The sequence below is a fragment of the Brevibacterium sp. GP-SGM9 genome (assembly GCF_047300845.1).
Lineage (GTDB): Bacteria > Actinomycetota > Actinomycetes > Actinomycetales > Brevibacteriaceae > Brevibacterium.
Genome location: NZ_CP178563.1, coordinates 1,650,849 through 1,669,456, shown reverse-complemented (window position 1 = coordinate 1,669,456; position 18,608 = coordinate 1,650,849). Strand labels below are relative to the sequence as shown.

Genomic DNA, 18,608 nt, shown 5'->3' with positions numbered 1-18,608 from the left:
TCATACGGCATCAGGGATCTGTCTAGCGGGGAATCTCGGTCCTCACCCGGCCATGGTCTTGATGATCTCCGTCGAACTTCCGCCTGCCTTGCGCAGCACGAAGCCTACGAAGGCCAGGGCCAGCAGCGTGAGCAGGAACATCACGGTCGACATCGCCGCGACCTCGGGGCGCAGCGCCACACGCACGGCGGAGAAGATGTAGACCGGCCACGGCGTGTACCCGGGCTGCTGGACGAAGCTCGAGAGGATCGTGTTGTCGAGGCTGACCGTGAACGACATCAGCGCACCGGCGAGGATGCCGGGAGCCGCGATCGGCAGCGTGATGTCCTTGAACCGGTTCCACGGACTCGCCCCGAGGTCCGCGGCCGCGTCCTCGAGCTGCGTGTCGATGCCGGCCAACCGGGCACGGACGATGAAGGTGACGATCGCCATCGAGAACATCGCATGGGAGATGATCAGCCTGACCAGGCCGTTGTTGAGCGGTGTGATGCCCCAGTCGACGCCGACGGTGACGAACCACGGCAGGAACGAGATGCCGTCGACGATCTCTGGGGTGACCAGGGTGAGCCCAAGGATCGCCGTCAGCCCGAGTGCCCACCAGGCGCCCTTCGGCGCCCTGGCCAGGGCCACTCCGCCCAGCGTCCCGAAGATCGTGGAGACGAGCGCCGCACCCACGGCGGCCTGGAGGCTGGTGACGATCGAGGAGATGATGATGTCGTTGTTCAGCCCTGAGATGTAGGCCTCGAGGCCGAAGCCGCGGAAGTTCGCGAGCACCTTGCCGTTGTTGAACGAGTAGGCGATGATCACCGCGATCGGGATGAACAGGTACGCGAAGACGAGGATGCCCCAGACGTGGAGTCCGATGTCCGTGGGCGTGCGTCGGGCGAAGGTGTTCTTACGTGACATCTCAGGCCCTCCCATCTGTCAGCGGCACGCTGTTCAGCCTCGCCGCGATCGTCTGCCCCAATTTGAGCAGCCCGAAGCCGATTCCGACCACCGCCAGGGTCGAGAGGATGAGGATCATCGCCATCGCCGCACCGACCGCCCAGTTCTGAGCGGTGTTGAACTGGTTGGCGATGAGCTGACCGACCATCGATCCGCTCGCCCCGCCCAGGACGGTCGCCGTGACGTAGTCGCCGTTGAGGGGGATGAAGACGAGCAGGCAGCCGGAGACGACACCGGGCATCGCCATCGGCAGGGTCACCCGCAGAAACGTCTTCACCTTCCCCGCGCCGAGGTCGTAGCTGGCTTCGCGCAGCTTCTGACCCGAGGCGTCGATGGCGACGAAGAGGGGCAGGATCATCAGCGGCAGATAGTTGTAGACGACGCCGATCTGCACGGCCGAGCGGGTGTAGAGGATGTCGAGCGGAGCGTCGAGGAGGCCGAGTCCCTGCAGCCAGTTCGAGAGGAACCCGTCGGGGGAGAGCATGATCTGCCAGCCCAGGGTGCGGACGAGGAAGTTCGTCCAGAACGGCACCATCACCAAAGCCAGGGCCAGCGACCGTCTGGCCGGGGAGACCTTGATGGCCAGCCAGTAGGCGAAGGGCAGGGCGATGAGCAGGCACAGGATCGTGCCGAGGATCGAGATCCGCAGGGTCGCGAAGAATGTGGAGACGAAGCTTGCTGACATCGCCTCCGGATAGCGGTCGAAGGACAGCTGATCGGTGGCGATGGCGGTGAACTCATCGGGCTTGTAGCCGAAGCTGTAGAAGATGACCAGTGCCACCGGGATGATGAAGAAGAACAGCGCATACGCCCAGGTCGGAAACGACATCGCTGAGGCCCCGAAGAATCTCGTCGACATGCCGCCGGGTTTCACAGGTTTCTTCCTCGCTGGTGTCGAAGTCGGTGTTCGGGTGCTCATGCTCCGCTCCTTGCCTGCGCATCAGCGAAGATCTTCGTGCGGATCTGATCGGCCGGCGTCTGCTTGCTGGGTTCGAGTCGGTCGAGGACCTCCTGGGTGGGGAAGATGAGATCGCGTTCGTCGATATCGGCCTCCTTGGCCAGCTCGGCCAGGCCCTTCGTGCCGATCGGGTAGCCGATGTAGTCGAGTTGGTCGACTGCGGTGTCCGGGGAGATCATGTGGTTGATGAAGGCGTGTGCGGAGTCTGGGTGCGGGGCGCCGGTGGCGATCGCCCAGCAGTCGGTCCACAGATTCGCCGAGGGGGTCGGGAACACGTATTTCCAGTCCTCCGGGTTCGGCACCTCGGACAGGCCCTGGCGGGCGTCGCCGTTGAAGGCCTGCAGCAGGGTGAAGCTGCCCTGGATCATGCCGGTGGCGACATTGCCGATATAGGCCTTCGTGTTCGGCGCCAGCTGGTCGACGATGATCGTGCGCGCCTCATCGAGCTCGCCCTCGTCCTCGGTGTTGAGGCTGTAGCCGAGCGCGGCCAGGGCGATGGCCGAGACCTCCCACGGGTCCTCGAGCAGAGAGGTGGTCCCCGCGCCCTCCTTCTGCGCGGCATCGATGAAGTCCTGCCAGCTCGTCATCTCGTGAGTGATCGTCTTCGTGTCGTAGACGAAGCCGGTGGTGCCCCAGGCCTTGCAGATCGAATACCGGTTGTCCGGGTCGAAGTACTGGTTCGTGAAGTTCGGGTCGATGTGCTCGAAGTTCGGGATGAGATCCATCTGCAACTCCTGGAGCAAGTCGTGCTCGAGCATCTGCGGAATGTTCGACCCCGTCGGCACCACCACGTCGTAGCCCGAGGTTCCGCGCGAGGTCGAGAGCTTCGCGATGAGCTCCTCATTCGATCCGTAGGAGTCGACCTGGACGAGCACGTCGTTCTGCGCCTTGAAGGCCTCGATGAGTTCGGGGTTGTCGTAGTCGCCCCAGGAGTAGAGGTTGAGCTTCGACTCGAGCTCACCGTCCGTGGCCGGGGACTCCGCCATCTTCGTGTTCCGTCCGCAGGCCGACAGTGCACCCAGTCCGGCGACCCCGAACCCGGCCAGCAGTGCGCGTCGGGTCAGTCTCGCCGAGGCGGTCCTCGGCGCCAGGAATGTCACATCGGGTCGTCGTCTGACCATCTCAGGCACCGTCCCCACCGGCCGGCGCGGACGCACCGTCTTCGTAGCCGTAGACGGCCACGTCGTCGGCATCCCAGCTGAGGTCCACCTCGGCGCCGGCGGCCAGCAGCTCATTGCCGGTCGCGGGCACGCGGGCGAGGATCTCGTCGTTGTCGCCGACGATGATCATGTACTGGATGACGTCTCCGAGGAAGGACACCGACATCACCGTCCCGCGGGCGGAGTTCGTTCCCGGTCCCTCCTGGCCGGCCGGAGCCACGCGCATACGTTCGGGGCGGATGGCCACCCGCACCCGTTCGCCGACGCTCAGGGTCCCGGCAGTCCCCGACGCCGAGGCGGGTCGCCGGTTCAGGGACGAGGCCTCCATGATCGCGTTCGCCGTGCGCAGGCGCGCGGTGCCGGATTCGGCGGCGACCACCTCGGCGGGGACGAAGTTCTGTTTGCCGATGAACCCGGCGACGAAGCCGTTGACCGGGTTCGCGTAGATGTCCTCCCCGGACCCGATCTGCTGGATCACGCCGTTGTACATGACGACGATGCGGTCGCTCATCGCCAGCGCCTCGTCCTGGTCGTGGGTGACGAAGACGAAGGTGGTGTCCAACCTCGTGTGCAGGCGCTTGAGTTCGAGCTGCATCTCCTCGCGCAGCTTCCGGTCGAGCGCCGACATCGGCTCGTCGAGGAGAAGCACCTGCGGGCGGTTGACCAGGGCCCGGGCCAGTGCGATGCGCTGCTGCTGACCGCCGGAGAGCTGTTCGGGCTTGCGCCCGGCGAAGTCCTCCATCTGCACCAGCGCGAGGACCTCGCGGACGCGCTCGGCGATCTCGGGCTTCGGGGTCTTCGACTGCTTGAGCCCGTAGGCGATGTTGTCGGCGATGTTCATGTGCGGGAACAGCAGATACGACTGGAACACCGTGTTGACCGGTCGCCGGTGCGGCGGGAGGGAGACGATGTCCCTGCCTCCGAGGAGGATCGCACCGTCGGTGGGGACTTCGAAGCCGGCGATCATGCGCAGCAGGGTGGTCTTGCCGCAGCCCGACGGTCCGAGCAGGGAGAGGAACTCGCCCTTGCGCACGGACAAGTCGAGGCGTTCGATCGCCGTGTTCTCGCCGAAGACCTTCTTCACGCCCTGGATCTCGAGGTGCTCGAACTGCGTGGTCGCCGAGGTGTCGGCCTGAGCTGTGCTGGTCATGATTGCCTTTCAGCGTCGTCGGCTGGGATGGTCGAGGTGCGGCTGTGGAGCCGGGCCGCGTCGTGGACGATGCGGCCGCCGGCGATCGTCAGCTCGGTGGTGATGCCGGCGATCTGTGTGGGATCGAGGGCGAAGGGGTTCCTACTCGCCAGGGCGAGGTTCGCCGGTGCGCCCGCGCGGATGGTGCCGTTGGCCTCCGAGCGCAGCAGGTGCGCCGAACCGGAGGTGTAGGCGGTCAATGCCGTGGACAGGTCGATCGCCTGCTCGGGCAGCAGAGGTGCGGGGTCCCCGGCGCTCGGGTGGCAGCGGTTGAGGGCGACGTGGATGGCTTCCCACGGATTCGCCGTCGACACCGGCCAGTCCGATCCCATCGCCAGGTGGGTGCCCGCCTCGGCAAAGGAGGCGAAGGGGTAGAGCCAGGTGCTGCGCTCGGGCCCGAGGACGGGGAGATTGAGGTCGATCATCTGCTGGTCGTGGCAGGCCCAGAGCGCCTGCAGGTTCGCGGTGATCCCGAGTTCGGCGAAGCGGGGCACGTCGATCGGGTCGACGACCTGGACGTGGGCGATGTGATGGCGGGCGTCGCTGCCGGCGCTCGCCCCGATCGCTGCGAAGGCGTCGAGTGCGGCCTTGACCGCAGCGTCGCCGATCGCGTGGCAGTGGATGTCGAAGCCGGCGGCGTCGAGGGCGGCGAAGGAGCGTTCGAGGTGTTCGCGGGTGAAGTAGCTGGTGCCGAATCCGCCGCACGCGCAGGCGTACTCCGCGCTCATCGCGGCTGTCTGCGATTCGACGATGCCGTCGAGCATGAACTTCACCGAGGTGGTGCGGAAGCCTCCCTCGGTGCGGCGCAGCCTCAGCAGCCGGTCGACCTCGGCGTCGATGTCCTCGACGTCACGGGGCCACCACAGGCTCCCGACCACCTCGGCGCGCAGATCGCCCGTCCGCTCGGCCTCGACATAGGTCTCGAAGGGGGAGCGGTGGCCGGAGTAGTCGCCGACGATGGCATCCATCCACGCGGTGACGCCGAGCGAGTGGAGATAGGACTGTCCGGCGAGCAGTCCGGCGCGGATCACTTCGTCCGCGGCCGGGGGAATGTAGGCGGAGACGAGGTCCATGGCGGATTCGTGCAGGCAGCCGGTGGGTTCGCCGATGTCGTTGCGGACGATGACGCCGCCGGGCGGGTCCGGGGTGGTGATGTCGATGCCGGCGAGAGCCAGGGCCGCCTGGTTCACCCAGGCCGAATGGTGGTCGGCGCTGAGCAGGAACATCGGACGATCCGGGCTGACTTCGTCGAGGATGTCCGCGGTCGGTGCCCCGCCGGGGAAGCCGGCCATCGACCAGCCGCCGCCGGTGACCCAGACCTGGGTCTTCGTCAGGTGGAGGCGGATGAGGTCGAGCGTCTCCTCGAGGTCCTGCGCCCCGCTGATGTCGCAGGCCAGGGATTCCTGACCGCCGAAAGTCGTGTGCACATGAGCGTCGACGAATCCGGGGGTGAGCAGCGCTCCGGTGGCGGTGATGGTGCGCGGGGCTGGCTCGGCGGCTTCGCCAGTGCCGATCTCGGTGACGATGCCACCGCGGATGCTCACCCGGTTTGCGGGCAGGAGGGAGTGACCGTCGAAGATGCTGACGTCGAGGATGTCGAGGTCCATGGCTGCCTCCCGACTGCGATGCCGAAGATCAGGCGAAGACGCGCCGGACGCGCTCCGCAGAATGTCAGTCTAAGTCCGGGTCGCGGCGTCCAATAGGCCTTCTGCCCAGCCGTTATCCGTTCGTGTTCGACGAATGACCTGCATGGGTTCTCCTGCTGGTCAGCGAGGATGCGCCGCGGGTGTGCGGGAGCATGACTCGCCGTGTCGTCGACCGGACCGGGGAGTGTGTTCCCGGTCACTAACGGAACACCTTAGCCCACCGCCGAGGTGGAATCCACCGAATCCGTTGTGTGAGACGGTTTGCGGAGTCGGAAGTTTCAGCGGGAGCGTTTACCGGGTGCGGGATCAGTATCCGTAGGTGCGGTTATCGCGGGCGGGTGGGCAGTGCTCTCGCCTGCGCCGATAGGTCAGGGGAGCGGGATTCGCTCCGCGGTGAGCACTCAGCCGGGGAACGTCTCTCCGGTGAGCTTCTCGAAGGCCTCGATGTAGCGGGCGCGGGTCTTCTCGACCACCTCGGCGGGCAGGGCCGGGGGAGGAGTGTCAGAGGACTTGTCCCACCCGGATTCGGTGGTCAGCCAGTCGCGGACGAACTGTTTGTCGAAGCTCGCCTGCGCCTGTCCCGCCTGGTACCTCGAGGCGTCCCAGAAGCGGGAGGAGTCGGGGGTGAGCACCTCATCGCCGAGCACGACCGTGCCGTCGGGCAGCGTCCCGAACTCGAACTTCGTGTCGGCGAGGACGATGCCGCGCTCGCGGGCGATGGCCTCGGCACGCTGGTAGATCTCGATCGTGAGATCGCGGATCACCGAGGCGGTGCCATCCCCGATGGTCTCGGCGACCTGGTCGAAGCTGACGTTCTCGTCGTGATCGCCGAGCTCCGCCTTCGTCGCGGGGGTGAAGATCGGCGGTTCGAGACGGTCGGCCTCGACGAGTCCTGCGGGCAGGCGGATGCCGCACACGGAGCCGGTCGCCTGATAGTCGGCCATGCCCGAACCCGTGAGGTAGCCGCGGGCCACGCATTCGACGGGGATCATCGACAGGTTCTTCACGATCAGTCCCCGTCCGGCCACGGCGGCGGGCACATCGGAGCTGATGACGTGGTTGCCGATGAGCTCGGCGAGCTGGTCGAACCACCACAGGCTCAGTCCGGTGAGCACCTTGCCCTTGTCGGGGATCTCGGTGTCGAGCACCCAGTCGTAGGCGGAGATGCGGTCGGAGGCGACCATGAGCAGCCGCTCGGCCGAGGCCGCATCGGCGGCACCCTCGGGGATGTAGAGGTCGCGGACCTTGCCCGAGTACACGTGCGTCCAGCCCGGCAGCTCGGGGGCGTTCGTGTCGAGTCCGGTCGCCGGCGCCGAGGTGGTTGCCGGCTCCCCGTAGATCTCGGGCAGTTGGATGCGTCCCCGGGCGGCCGCCTCGGCGATATCGGTCCGGTGCTGCTCACCGTCCCATCGGATCTCGTCCACGGCCGCATAGGCCTTGGCCCGTGCCTCGTCGAGGTCGGTGCCCAGAGAGACCACGGAGAGCACGCGCCCGCCGGAGGTGACGATGTCGCCGGTCTCGGCGATGTCCTCGGTGATCACGGCATCCTCGGGGGCGAACCCGCCGCTCGGGCCGGTGGCCAGGGCGGTGCCGGCGTGGAGGACGCTGATGTCATCGAGTCCGTCGGCGGTTTCGAGACCGCGGATGATGTCGCCGGCCGAAGGTGTGCCCGGATAGTTCTCGGCGGCCATGACCACGGTCACCGAGGTGCGCGGATCCCACTCGAGTTCGCCCACCTCGTCGAGACGACCCTCGGCGGCGGCGAGCATGGTCTGGCCCAGCGGGGAGGCCAGACGCGCGAGCACCGACTGGGTCTCCGGGTCGCCGAAGCGGACGTTGAACTCGACGACGCGCAGGCCCTTCGAGGTCAGCGCCAGACCGCAGTAGAGCAATCCGACGAACGGGGTGCCGCGCTTGGTCATCTCGTCGACGACCGGCTGGGCGACGGTGGACACGATCTCATCGACAGTGCCGGCGGGCAGCCATGGCAGCGGGGAGTAGGCGCCCATGCCGCCGGTGTTCGGGCCGGTGTCGCCGTCGCCGATGCGCTTGAAGTCCTGCGCGGGAGCCAAGGGCAGGGTGTGCTGCCCGTCGCAGAGGACGAAGAGGGAGACCTCGGGGCCGTCGAGATAGTCCTCGATGACGACCCGGTCGGAGACCTCGAGGCAGGAGGTGGCATGCGCCAGGGCCTCATGGCGATCGGAGGTGACGACGACGCCCTTGCCGGCGGCCAGGCCATCGGCCTTGACCACGTGCGGGGCACCGAATTCGGCCAGGGCCGCGGCCGCCTCGTCGACGGAGTAGGCGACCACCGCACGGGCGGTGGGCACGCCGGCGGACTCCATGATCTCCTTCGCGAAGGCCTTCGAACCCTCGAGCGCCGCGGCGTGGGAGCTGGGGCCGAAGACCGGGAACGACGCCTCCCGCAGGGCGTCGGCGACCCCGGCGACCAGCGGAGCTTCGGGCCCGATGACGACGAGGTCGACGTCGAGGGTCTCCGCCAACGCGGTCACGGCGGCGGCATCGTTCGCATCGACCGCCTCGGTGTGGGCGATCTGCGCGATCCCGGGGTTGCCGGGAGCGGCGATGACGGCGTCGACCTGGGGGTCGCGGGAGAGAGCAAGGACGAGGGCGTGTTCACGGGAGCCCGAACCGATGACAAGAACCTTCACACCACCAGCCTATAAGGTCGTAGGCTTGAGTGCGTGACTCGTTCCACCTTCACCCCCGCCGAGGCGGCCGAACTCGCCGTGGTCATCCGCGGCGGATTCGTCGAATCCCGGCACATCGGATCCGCCGTCGTCCTCGATCCCAGTGGTTCACCGGTGCTGAGCCTCGGCGCGCCCGCCGTCCCCGTCTTCACCCGTTCGAGCCTCAAACCGTTGCAGGCGATCGCGGCGATGAGCCTCGGTGCGCGCCTCGAGGGCGTCTCGGCCGCGCTGGCGAGTGCCTCCCACAAGTCCGAGGCCGGGCACGTCGAGGTCGTCGAGCGGATGCTCGCCGATGTCGGTCTGACCGACTCGGACCTCAGATGCCCCTCCGCCCATCCGGCCGACGGGTCCTTCCGGCGCAGCCTCCAGGCCAAAGGCTTCAGCGGGGAGTCGGGACTCATCGACCCGAAGTCGCGCCTGTACTTCAACTGCTCCGGCAAGCACGCGGCCTTCCTCGCAGCCGCCGTCGCCCAGGGGGCCAGGACCGCCGACTACCTCGACCCGGCACATCCGGTCCAGGCCAAGGTCGCCGAGGTGGTCGAGACCTTCGCGGACGAGACTCCCGCGGCCGTGGGCATCGACGGCTGCGGTGCCCCGGTGTTCGCGCTCAGCCTGCTCGGACTCGCGAGAGCGATCGGCCGGGTCGTGCGCTTGGGCAGCGGCGACGGGTCCGTCGCGGACGGGGTGAACCGGCACGGCGCGGACGGGGTGGACGGGTCCGTCGCGGACGACGTCGACCCGGGCACCGCCTCGGCGCCGGAATCATCGTCTGACTACACGGTTTACACGGCCTACGCTGCCGAGGCCCGCACCCTCATCGACGCAGTCTTCGCCCACCCCTGGGCGATCGAGGGACATGGGCGACCGAACTCCACGGTCATCGACCGCCTCGGCGTCTTCGCCAAGGGCGGAGCCGAAGGCGTCATCGTCATGGCCACGAAGACCGGCTACTCGGTGGCACTCAAATGCCTCGACGGATCCTCCCGAGCCACGGGACTCGTGGCGCTGCGGCTGCTCGAGAAGGCGGGAGCCTTCGCCCGGTCAGGTGCGGGCGCCGAGGACGGGGCCGCCTCGGCGTCGGATCCCGTCATCACCGAGGAACTGCTGGCGCAAGTGATCGCGGCGATCACCGAGCCCGTCACCGGCGGCGCGGATTCCGAGGGGCGGACGGCGGTTGTCGGGCGCACCGACCTGGGTGAAGATGTGAGCCAAGGATCGAGAGGGAGACGGACTGATGGCGATTCGCAGAAGAATTGACCCTGTCGAGGGGCGCAACGCCCTCGAGATGTGGGTGGCGCACGCGCACACAGACGCGGTGCCGGCTGATCGGGCGACCCTGGCCACGGCCGTGCGGTTCACGCTCGAGGAGCTCGCCGACCGCGCCGAGGGCAACAGCGTCGAGGTTCGGGTCCCGCCCTTCGGCGTCACCCAGTGCATTCCCGGGCCCCGGCACACTCGCGGGACCCCGCCGAACGTCGTCGAGACCTCCGCACAGGTGTGGCTGGAGATCGTGACCGGAGCGACCGACTTCTCTGCCGCGCTCGCCGAAGGCCGGGTCGACGCCTCGGGCACCCGCGCCGACATCGGAGATTTCGTCCCCCTGTACACCCGGGAAGAACTGGAAGGCCGACGATGAGCGCGCAGATCACCCAGACCACCTCCTTCATCGGGGGTCGCCATGTTCCCTCCCTGACCACCTACGCCAACATCGACCCGGCCACGGGCGACCACCTCGGCGACGTCTCCCGCGGTGGGGCCGACGAGGTCGACCGTGCGGTCAAGGCCGCCGCCCGGGCGCAGCAGGAGTGGAAGCGCTCGAGTCCCGAGCAGCGCTCGAAGCTGCTCGTGGCCACCGCCGAGGTGGTCCGGGCCAACCGTGACGAGCTCGCCCGGCTCGAATCCGAGGACACCGGCAAACCCCTGACCCAGGCCTACGCCGACGTCGATGTCTGCGCCCGCTACTTCGAGTTCTACGGTCACACCATCGAGTCGTACTACGGGCATCAGATCCCGCTCGGTGAGGACATGCACGTCTACACTCGCCGCGAACCCTATGGGGTGACCGGGCACATCGTGGCCTGGAACTATCCGCTGCAGCTCATCGGCCGGGCGGCGGCGACCTCCCTGGCCACCGGCAACTGCGCGGTCGCCAAACCCGCCGACGAGACTCCGCGCTCGACCGTGCGGCTGGCCGAACTCATCCATTCCGTGGGCTTCCCCGCCGGGGCGTTCAACGTGGTCACCGGGCTCGGGGCCGAAGCCGGAGCCGCCCTGTCCGCCCACCCCGGAGTGGCGCATCTCGGGTTCGTCGGGTCCACGCAGATCGGCTCGGCCATCGCCCACGCCGCCGCGGATCGGGTGGTGCCGACGGTCCTCGAGCTCGGCGGCAAGTCCGCGAACATCGTCTTCGCCGATGCCGACATCGACGCCGCGATCCCGTCCCTGGTCCGGTCGATCATCCAGAACGCCGGTCAGACCTGCTCGGCCGGGTCCCGGCTCATCGTCGCCCAGGACGTCCACGCCGAGGTGGTCGAGAAGATGGCGGCAGCGATGGAGCAGGTGACCATCGGCTACGGCCTCGACGATCCGATGCTCGGCCCGCTCGTCTCCGCGAAGCAGCAGTCCCGGGTCGAGGGCTTCCTGTCCCAGGTCGGCAGCGGCCAGATCATCACCGGCGGCACCCGGCCCGAAGGGCTGGCCGCCGACCTCGCCGGCGGGGCTTTCGTCCGTCCCACCCTCGTGGACAATGTGTCACCCGGTTCGACGATCGCCCAGGAGGAGATCTTCGGCCCCGTGGTCGTGGCCATGACCTTCGGTGACGAGGAGGAGGCCGTGGCCCTGGCCAACGGCACCGATTACGGGCTGATCTCGGCCATGTGGACCCAGAACATCTCCCGGGCACACCGGGTCGCCGCCGAGGTGGATGCCGGACAGATCTTCGTCAACACCTATGGTGCCGGTGGGGGAGTCGAGCTGCCCTTCGGCGGTTTCAAGAAGTCCGGCTACGGGCGCGAGAAGTCCATTGAAGCCTTCGACGAATACACGCAGACGAAGACCGTCGCCGTGAAGCTGTGAGGCCGTGAAGCTGTGAGGTCGGCCGGCACGGGCGTCGCGGTGGGGGCGGGGCCTGCGGTGGAGCCGAGGCTCGCGCCGCTGCGTGGTCGTGTACCTGCGCCGCCGCATGGTCGCGTGTCTCGATGACTCCTGCTGTCCTCGCTCTGGTCCTCGGCGCCTCGTTCGCCCACGCCCTGTGGAATCTTGCGGCGAAGTCCGTGTCCGGGAAGGGGTATGCCTTCGTCCTGGCCTATCACGGGCTCTCCGCTCTCCTGCTCGCCCCGATCGCGATCTGGCTGCTCGTTTCCGGTGCGCACACCCTCAACTGGGGACTCGTAGCGGTGGCGGTGCTCTCGGCGATCTTCCACATCGCCTACTCGGTCTCTCTGCAGTCCGGCTACGACCATGCTCCGCTGGGAGTGGTGTATCCGGCCGCCCGGGGGATCGGGCCGGTGATCACGATCATCATCGCCGTGGCCTTCCTCGGCGAGCGGCCGACGATCCCGGAGATGCTCGGCGGCTTCGTCGTCATCGCCGGCATCGCGGTCGTCACGATGCGTCCGCGGGGAGTGCCGAGCCGGCAGCGCGTGGATACCGCCGCGACTGCCGATGCCTCCCCGCATGCGTCCGGGGTCCGTCGCGGCCTGGCCTGGGGCGGACTGATCGGGGCGTTCATCGCCTGCTACACCCTGTGGGATGACTTCGCGGTCAACCACATCACGGATTCGCCGCTGCTCTACTTCGCCGTCTCCGAATCCTGCGTGGCGATCATCATGGCAGCGGGCATCGTCACCGTCCCCGGCGGCGCGGGGCGGCGGGCCGACTTCCTCTCGATCCTCCGCGAGCACAAGAGAGCGCTGGTCACGGTCGCGATCCTCTCGCCCCTGGCGTACCTGCTCGTGCTCTATGCGATGCAGCGGGCGCCGGTGGCTCTCGTCGCCCCGGTGCGGGAGACCTCGATCATCGTCGGCACCCTGCTGGCCTGGTGGTTCTTCGGGGAGAGGAACATCGCGGCGAAGCTCATCGGGGCCGTGATCGTCGTCGCCGGCATCGCCCTCATCGCCCTCGGCTGAGCCCCGCTGGCTGTCGCCACCGCAACCGCAACCGCTGCCTCCGCGGCAACCGCTTGCCAGAAGACCCTGCGCTACGGACTAGTTCACTACGCTGGGTCTTCTGGCAAGCGGTTGGTGCGGCCGCGCGACCGGCAGGTGCTCAGCGTCAGCCGGACCCTACCGGCGGCGGGTGGGCTTGCGGCGGGTGACGCGGACGACTCGGACCGGGCACACCGCATGGGAGAGCACACCCTGGGAGGTCGAGCCGAGGATCGTCGAGATGAAGCCGCCGCGGCCGCGGGAGCCGATGACCATGAGCTCGGCGGAATAGGTGGCGCTGACGAGGACCTCGGTGGACGGGGCGTCGAAGACCGACCAGCGGACGGCCACCTCGGCGAAGTCTTCGGCCAGACTCGCTGCGGCCAATTCGCTCGCCGTCGCCGCTTCGTCGTACATCTTGGTCAGATGCTCTTCGCTCGGCAGCCATTCGGGGGAGAGGATGTGGGTGGCGGTGACTCCGACGAGGTGGAGCGGCAGTCCGTAGAACCGCGCCTGCGCCGCAGCCTCACGCAGAACGGGGGTGTCCGTCTCGAACGGATCGATCCCGGCCACGACCTCACCGGAGAACACGGGGCGCTCGGCACCGGAACCTGCGGACACGGTCTGCGCGTTCGAGGAACGGACCGGCAGCTCGATGGGCAGCGGAGTCTCGGGCATCACCCGCTCCGGCCAGGTGCTCGGAATCACCACGGTCGGGCAGTGGGCGTGGGCGGGCATTGCCAGAGCCACGGAGCCGAGCAGCCGACCGGCGAATCCGCCGCGGCCGCGGGCGCCGATGACGGCGAGATCGGCGTTCTTCGAGTTCTCGACCATCACCCCGGAAGCATCCCCGGGGGCCACCATCGTCGACACGGGAACCCCGGCCTCGGTGACGAGCTCCGCGGCCGCCTCGGTGATGTCATGGACCGATTTCTTGACCGCAGTGTCGAAGTCGGCGGGATAGACGATGTCGGCCTGGCTCATATTCACCCCGGGCACCGTGTATGCGGATACAAGCCGGATCTCGGCGGAGGTCAGCCGCGCATGGCGGATCGCCCAGGTGAGAGCACACTGGCTGTTGGTGGAGCCGTCGATGCCGACGATGATCGTATGAGACATGTCCAAGCCTTCGTGAGTGGGTGTCCGGTTCGGCGTGCTTGATCTGGTGCCTGTCCCCAGTTTATGGGATCGGCACGGATTATTGGGGGCTGTGACCGGGGATGAGACCGAAGGTGAGACGAGGACGGACCATCGGGACTGCCTGAGAACCGGCTCAGGAGATCTCGATTAGACTGTCCGCGACGTGTTCAGCCGGGCATCCGACCCGGAGCAGACCCCGCATCGCCCAAGGAGATCATGAAGGACCAGATCGACGTCGCCGTTCGTCGCAGCCCCAAGTACTCGGTATTCATGGGTCTCGGGGCGGTCCTCGGCGTCGTGGTCACAGGTGTACTCGCACTGTTCGTCGACCCTGCTGCGATGCCCACCGGCTACACCGTGTCCAAAGGGCTCGGGCTGATGCTGCTCGTCCTCGGTGTCGGCGGTCTCTTCCTCGGTGGGTTGCTCGCCCTCATCCTCGACTGGATCGGTCGGCGTCGGGCCAAGCAGTTCCGGGTCGAGGCGCAGATCGATATGGTCGATGATCCGAAAGAGATCGCGCGCCGTCGCCTCGCCGAGATGCGGGGCGAGGATCCCGATGCAACCGACTCTGCCGGCCCCGACGCTCCCGATGCGACCGACCATTCCGTTCCGGACATGGCCGACCCCTCCGCTCCCGATGCGACTGACTCTGATGTCGCCGGTGTCGCCTCCGGTTCCGCCGATTCCGCATCGTCCGAGCACGGCGGGGAACCCACCGACGCCGAGGCGGTCGAGCCCGATGAGAGGCCCCGGAGCCAGGAGCCCGGTTCCACAGTCTGATCACGCGTGAGAATCGACCGCGGCGATGTGAGACAATTTCACGCGTGGCAAGAGGAGACGGGCAGCTGACGCACGAAATCGACCCCCTGGACCGTGGACCGCAGGATGAATGCGGAGTATTCGGAGTCTGGGCCCCCGGCGAGGAAACCGCCAAACTCACCTACTTCGGGCTCTACGCCCTGCAGCATCGCGGACAGGAATCCGCGGGCATCGCCGCCAGCAACGGCAAACAGATCCTCATCTATCGCGATATGGGCCTGGTCTCACAGGTCTTCCACGAACGCGACCTGGATCTGCTGCAGGGGCACATCGCTCTGGGGCACACGCGCTATTCGACGACGGGTTCGCCCTCGTTCGAGAACGCCCAACCGACCCTCGGGCCGACCCCCTTCGGCACCGTGGCGCTCGCGCACAACGGAAACCTGACGAACTACGACGAGCTCGAGGCGATGGCCGACGGCCGCCGCGACGATGCCACGAAGCTCGTCGAAGAGGCCACGAAGAAGACCGCCCGAACAAGACCCTTCCGTGATTCCTCGAACGACACCTCGCTGGTCACCGAGCTGTTCGCGACCGAAGGCGGAGCCGACCTCACCGAGGCGGCGCTGACGCTGCTGCCCAAGGTCGACGGCGCGTTCTCGCTGGCGTTCATGGACGAGAACACGCTCTACGCCGCCCGCGACCGGCACGGGGTCCGCCCCCTGTCGCTGGGTCGGCTGGAGAACGGCTGGGTCGTGGCCTCGGAGACCGCGGCCCTCGACATCGTCGGTGCCACCTTCGTCCGCGACGTCGAACCCGGTGAGCTCATCGCCATCGACGAGGACGGGCTGCGCTCCTATCGCTTCGCCGAGGCCGAGCACGCCCGCTGCGTGTTCGAGTACGTCTACCTGGCCCGCCCCGACAGCATGCTCAACGGCAAGAACGTCCACGCCGCCAGAACCCAGATGGGCCGCCAGCTCGCCGATGAGTACCCCGTCGACGCCGACCTCGTCATCGCCACTCCCGAATCGGGAACACCGGCCGCCGTCGGCTATGCCGAGCAGTCCGGGATCCCCTTCGGACAGGGACTGATGAAGAACGCCTACGTCGGCCGCACCTTCATCCAACCCTCGCAGACGCTGCGCCAGCTGGGCATCCGGCTCAAGCTCAACCCGCTGCGGGAGAACATCGAGGGCAAACGCCTCGTCGTCGTCGACGATTCGATCGTGCGCGGCAACACCCAGCGGGCGCTGATCCGCATGCTGCGTGCCGCAGGCGCGAAGGAGATCCACGTACGCATCTCCTCACCCCCGGTGAAGTGGCCGTGCTTCTACGGCATCGACTTTGCCACCCGTGCCGAACTCATCGCCAACGGCCTGACGACCGATGAGATCCGGGACAACCTCGGCGCCGATTCGCTTGGTTACATCTCACTCGACGGCATGATCGCCGCAACCCAGCAGGAGCGCAGCCAGCTGTGCACCGCCTGCTTCTCCGGTGAATACCCGATTCCCGTCAACAACACCCCCGCCGACAAAGGATGCTGAGTTGAGTTCCGAAGCCGACGCCCCGAAATCCACCACCTACGCCTCAGCCGGTGTCGACGTCGAGGCCGGCGATCGCGCGGTCGAGCTGATGAAGTCCGCGGTCTCGGCCACGCACAATGCCAACGTCGTCGGCGGGATGGGCGGCTTCGCCGGACTCTTCGACGTCTCCGTGCTCAGGGACTACGACCGCCCCCTCCTCGCGTCCTCGACCGACGGAGTGGGGACCAAGGTCGCGATCGCCCAGGCCCTGGATAAGCACGACACCATCGGCTACGACCTCGTGGGAATGGTCGTCGACGATATCATCGTGTGCGGGGCGAAGCCGCTGTTCATGACCGACTACATCGCCTGCGGCAAGGTTGTGGCCGAACGCATCGCCGACATCGTCCGCGGCATCGCAGACGCCTGCGCCAGCGCCGACGTCGCCCTCGTCGGCGGGGAGACCGCCGAACACCCGGGGCTGCTCGGGGTCGACGAATACGATGTCGCAGGTGCGGCCACCGGCGTCGTCGACGCCGCCGATCTGCTCGGCCCGGAGAAGGTCAGGGCCGGCGACGTGCTCATCGGTCTGCCCTCGTCGGGCATCCATTCCAATGGGTATTCCCTCGTCAGGCACATCATCGCCGAGGCGGGATGGGGTCTCGACCGGTCCGTCGAGGAGTTCGGGCGGAGCCTGGGTGAGGAGCTTCTCGTTCCCACCCACGTCTACACCGGCGAACTCAACGCCCTCTTCGCGGCACTGCCCGGGGCCGTTCATTCGGTCTCGCACGTCACCGGCGGCGGACTCTCGGCGAACGTCGCCCGCGTGCTTCCCCAGGGTCTCGTGGCGAAGATGTCCCGAGCCTCGTGGGAGGTGCCCGCAGTGTTCTCGGTCCTCGGTGAGCTGGGCGGAGTGCCGCGGGAAGACCGCGAACGCACGTGGAACCTCGGCGTGGGTATGGTTCTCGTCGCCGATGCCGCGTCCGCTGACAGCGTGCTCGCGGCCAGCCCCGGTTCGTGGGTGCTCGGTGAGGTCGTGGCCGATGACGGTTCGCTGGCTTGCGAACTCGACTACGTGCAGGGCGCCAAAGGCGTCGACGGCGGTGCCGCGATCCTCCAGTGACCAGGACTCAGCGACAGTGACGATGCAGTGAGGGCGGGGACCGAAGTCCCCGCCCTCATCTCAAGTTCGTCGGCTCAACGGCCGTGACCGTGAAGCGTCGATGCAGACCGCTTACGACTCCCGCTGCGAATATTCGTCGTACTCGTCGTCATCATCGTCGACGTTGTACTTATCGGCGTAGTCGGAGTAGTCCGGTTCGTCATCATAGGGATCGGACGAGCCGTCCTTCGAGGAATCGGCGCCCAGTTCCTGCTGGAGTCGATTCAGGTCGGTGTCCGGGCTGTAGTACTTGAGCTTCCGGGCTACCTTGATCTGCTTTGCCTTTGCGCGGCCGCGACCCACTGGCGTGACCCCCTCCGTCGTCATGTGGGGCGATCCGCCCCGGACTAGATCTCTGCTATGCGCTTAAATCCTACCTGTTCGCACTGGGAAGTTCCATTTTGGGACCCGACCTTGGATAGGCTGAGTGCATGTCCTACAGTCGCGATTACGTTGTCACTCTGCGGATCTTCGAGCCCACCGTGGTTCATTCCGAATTGCAAGACAAGCAGGTGGAAGACAACCGGTCCCGGGTCGAAGACCAGATCTCGAGGGACGCCGACAAGCGCCTGATATCTCTGCCGCCGAGGCCCGTCGCCGATTCCTTCCGGAACACTCCGATCTTCCTCCCGGCGTCTCAGAGCGCGGACGGGGTGGACCGCTTCTGTCCTGCTCAGGAGGACATCCGCGGGTGGGAGGCGCTCGAATCGCTGACCGAGCACACCTCGAAGGCCACCCTCGACATCATCGCTCCGAAGTCCGCTCGCAGGCGTGCGGCCAGCCACCGTGCCGAGTGGGTGCAGGACGCCAAAGACACCCGCATCTTCACCCGCGTCTCGGCATGGGATGTGCCGCCGTCGTGGTGGCTGTTCTTCTCGCTGAGCGAGGACACCATCATCACCGACGACACCGAGGCGGGACCCAGAGTGATCATCCGCACAGACATTCTGGCCGCCTCGGCGCGGATGGAGTGGGCGGCCGAGACCGTCGCGGACAAGTCGAAGGTCGTCGACATGGTCGAGCAGACCGCGAACCTCGCGCAGTGGATCGACAGCTTCGATATGAACTCGGTGCTCGAACTCGACCTCGGCGGGATGAGCGATGTGCTCTGGCCCAACGAAGGCCCCGAACTCGTCGACTCCTGGGTGACGGCGCTGAGCAACGACGACTCCGAGTCGGCGGTGGCGGCGTTCCAGAAGTATGCGGCCGCCTGGGAGCAGCTCAACCTCTACGCCCGCAGCTCCTGAGCTCGGCGGCGGGGAAGCTA

At 67.4% G+C, this 18,608-nt stretch carries 16 protein-coding genes; 8 read left to right on the top strand and 8 right to left on the bottom strand.

Annotated features, from left to right (window positions below; all coding sequences use genetic code 11):
• Positions 1-42: 42 nt before the first annotated feature.
• The 6 genes from ACH82I_RS07670 to purD form a co-directional block, all read right to left on the bottom strand.
• A complete protein-coding gene (locus ACH82I_RS07670) occupies positions 43-906 on the bottom strand; it encodes an ABC transporter permease (protein ID WP_230748036.1) in 864 nt (287 codons plus the stop codon).
• A 1-nt stretch (position 907) separates the two neighbouring features.
• Positions 908-1,864 (bottom strand): ABC transporter permease, encoded by a 957-nt coding sequence (locus ACH82I_RS07665; RefSeq protein ID WP_230748030.1) that lies wholly within the window; start codon positions 1,862-1,864, stop codon positions 908-910.
• Positions 1,861-3,024, bottom strand: coding sequence for a spermidine/putrescine ABC transporter substrate-binding protein (locus tag ACH82I_RS07660; RefSeq protein ID WP_230748028.1), 1,164 nt, complete (start codon positions 3,022-3,024; stop codon positions 1,861-1,863). The genes ACH82I_RS07665 and ACH82I_RS07660 overlap by 4 nt, the downstream gene beginning before the upstream one ends.
• A 1-nt stretch (position 3,025) precedes the next feature.
• Positions 3,026-4,213: an ABC transporter ATP-binding protein gene (locus ACH82I_RS07655; protein WP_230748026.1), complete on the bottom strand. Its 1,188-nt coding sequence runs from the start codon at positions 4,211-4,213 to the stop codon at positions 3,026-3,028.
• Positions 4,210-5,859, bottom strand: a complete 1,650-nt coding sequence (locus tag ACH82I_RS07650) for an amidohydrolase (protein WP_230748024.1) — start codon at positions 5,857-5,859, stop codon at positions 4,210-4,212. Before ACH82I_RS07650 ends, ACH82I_RS07655 begins: the two co-directional genes overlap by 4 nt.
• 440 nt (positions 5,860-6,299) lie before the next feature.
• Positions 6,300-8,570 (bottom strand): phosphoribosylamine--glycine ligase, encoded by a 2,271-nt coding sequence (gene purD, locus ACH82I_RS07645; protein ID WP_413336543.1) that lies wholly within the window; start codon positions 8,568-8,570, stop codon positions 6,300-6,302.
• Positions 8,571-8,603: 33 nt separating this feature from the next.
• Between purD and ACH82I_RS07640 the strand changes: the two genes are divergently transcribed.
• The 4 genes from ACH82I_RS07640 to ACH82I_RS07625 all read left to right on the top strand — a co-directional run bounded on the left by ACH82I_RS07640 (position 8,604) and on the right by ACH82I_RS07625 (position 12,736).
• Complete coding sequence (locus tag ACH82I_RS07640; RefSeq protein ID WP_230748020.1) at positions 8,604-9,866, top strand: asparaginase; 1,263 nt, start codon at positions 8,604-8,606, stop codon at positions 9,864-9,866.
• The gene (locus ACH82I_RS07635) at positions 9,844-10,245 is read left to right on the top strand and encodes a sterol carrier family protein (protein ID WP_230748018.1); all 402 of its coding nucleotides are present in this window, start codon (positions 9,844-9,846) and stop codon (positions 10,243-10,245) included. Before ACH82I_RS07640 ends, ACH82I_RS07635 begins: the two co-directional genes overlap by 23 nt.
• Entirely contained in the window at positions 10,242-11,684 is a 1,443-nt protein-coding gene (locus tag ACH82I_RS07630) for an aldehyde dehydrogenase family protein (protein ID WP_413336542.1), read from the top strand. Before ACH82I_RS07635 ends, ACH82I_RS07630 begins: the two co-directional genes overlap by 4 nt.
• A 122-nt stretch (positions 11,685-11,806) precedes the next feature.
• Positions 11,807-12,736 carry an EamA family transporter gene (locus tag ACH82I_RS07625; RefSeq protein WP_413336541.1) on the top strand — a complete coding sequence of 310 codons (930 nt, stop codon included), beginning with the start codon at positions 11,807-11,809 and terminating at the stop codon, positions 12,734-12,736.
• Between the two features lie 156 nt (positions 12,737-12,892).
• On the opposite strand, the gene ACH82I_RS07620 is transcribed toward ACH82I_RS07625, so the two are convergent.
• A complete protein-coding gene (locus tag ACH82I_RS07620; RefSeq protein WP_230748012.1) occupies positions 12,893-13,873 on the bottom strand; it encodes a universal stress protein in 981 nt (326 codons plus the stop codon).
• Between the two features lie 237 nt (positions 13,874-14,110).
• On the opposite strand from ACH82I_RS07620, the gene ACH82I_RS07615 reads away from it, so the two are divergent.
• The 3 genes from ACH82I_RS07615 to purM are packed head-to-tail and all read left to right on the top strand — an operon-like array spanning position 14,111 to position 17,302.
• Positions 14,111-14,674: a hypothetical protein gene (locus ACH82I_RS07615; RefSeq protein WP_413336540.1), complete on the top strand. Its 564-nt coding sequence runs from the start codon at positions 14,111-14,113 to the stop codon at positions 14,672-14,674.
• Between the two features lie 44 nt (positions 14,675-14,718).
• Positions 14,719-16,200: an amidophosphoribosyltransferase gene (gene purF / locus ACH82I_RS07610; protein ID WP_413336539.1), complete on the top strand. Its 1,482-nt coding sequence runs from the start codon at positions 14,719-14,721 to the stop codon at positions 16,198-16,200.
• 1 nt (position 16,201) lies between these two features.
• Positions 16,202-17,302 (top strand): phosphoribosylformylglycinamidine cyclo-ligase, encoded by a 1,101-nt coding sequence (purM, locus tag ACH82I_RS07605; protein ID WP_413336538.1) that lies wholly within the window; start codon positions 16,202-16,204, stop codon positions 17,300-17,302.
• Positions 17,303-17,413: 111 nt separating this feature from the next.
• Here purM and ACH82I_RS07600 read toward each other — a convergent pair whose 3' ends face one another.
• The gene (locus ACH82I_RS07600; RefSeq protein WP_413336537.1) at positions 17,414-17,668 is read right to left on the bottom strand and encodes a DUF3073 domain-containing protein; all 255 of its coding nucleotides are present in this window, start codon (positions 17,666-17,668) and stop codon (positions 17,414-17,416) included.
• 104 nt (positions 17,669-17,772) lie between these two features.
• Here ACH82I_RS07600 and ACH82I_RS07595 point away from each other — a divergent pair, with 104 nt between their 5' ends.
• Positions 17,773-18,588 carry a hypothetical protein gene (locus ACH82I_RS07595; RefSeq protein WP_413336536.1) on the top strand — a complete coding sequence of 272 codons (816 nt, stop codon included), beginning with the start codon at positions 17,773-17,775 and terminating at the stop codon, positions 18,586-18,588.
• Positions 18,589-18,608 lie beyond the last annotated feature (20 nt).